This is a genomic window from Vibrio sp. 661, assembly GCF_033339315.1.
Taxonomy (GTDB): Bacteria; Pseudomonadota; Gammaproteobacteria; order Enterobacterales; family Vibrionaceae; genus Vibrio; species Vibrio alginolyticus.
Genome location: NZ_JAWOUJ010000145.1, coordinates 1 through 1021, shown reverse-complemented (window position 1 = coordinate 1021; position 1021 = coordinate 1). Strand labels below are relative to the sequence as shown.

Annotated in this window: 2 protein-coding genes; both read left to right on the top strand. The window is 47.8% G+C overall.

Annotation, left to right across the window (positions count from 1 at the left end; translation table 11 throughout):
* Positions 1 to 620: carbon-nitrogen hydrolase family protein (locus R7P69_RS25300; RefSeq protein ID WP_318121842.1), on the top strand; the 620-nt coding region annotated here is incomplete at its 5' end.
* Positions 621 to 818: 198 nt separating this feature from the next.
* A partial coding sequence (locus R7P69_RS25295; RefSeq protein ID WP_411978699.1) for a DedA family protein occupies positions 819 to 1021 on the top strand: 203 nt, incomplete at its 3' end.

The following is a 1021-nucleotide window of genomic DNA, read 5'->3' as shown; positions in this document are numbered from 1 at the left end:
ACAACATCAACATCATTGCTGGCAGTATGCCGCTCATCGAAGATGGCAAGCTCTACAACGTTGCGTACTTACTGCAACGCGATGGGGAAATTAACGCTCAGTACAAAATCCACATCACGCCACACGAACAAAAAGACTGGGTAATTGATGGCGGTGATAGTGTACAAGTGTTCGAAACCGATGCTGGTAAGGTCGGCATTCTGATTTGTTACGACAGCGAGTTCCCTGAGCTGGGTCGTATGCTCGCCGAACAAGGCGCGCAAATTATCTTTGTGCCATTCTGGACCGATACCAAAAACGGCTATCAACGTGTGCGGATCTGTTCTCAATCTCGCGCGATCGAAAACGAGTGTTATGTAGCGATTGGCGGCAGTGTCGGCAACTTACCGCGCGTGGACAACGTGGACATTCAATATGCTCAATCAGCGGTGTTCTCACCTTCAGATATTTATTTCCCACACGATGCCACATTGACGGAAGCCAGTGCAAATACGGAAATGATCATCTTTGCCGATGTTGACTTAACCAAGCTGAAACAGCTCAACACCGAAGGCTCGGTAACGAACTTACGCCATCGACGCCTCGATTTGTACGGTGCGTTCACAACACCAAAAGAGTAGCCTGAGACCCAAGCCATGGTAATGACCGCTCGCCGTCGCGAACCAAACGGCGAGCGGAATCCAGCGCAACAGCGCATCAGGTAAACACAATTATCAGAGATGTGTCAGTTTTTATCGGGAATGAGAAACAAGAATTGACCAGAGAAAACAACAGGAGTATCACTCCCATTTCCTTCCGATTTTATTAGAGGAAAGCATTTGGAACACATTAACGCTTTACTCATCTCCATGAAGCCTCTGCTGGAGCAGTACGGCTACCTTGCGCTTATTGTCAGCATCTTTTTTGAAGGTATTGGCATTCCCATGCCTGGGCAATCTTTGATGATCGCAGCGTCAATTCTGGCCTCAGAACAAGTCATGAATCTGAGTATGGTCATGGTTATATCTTGGCTCAGCTGCTT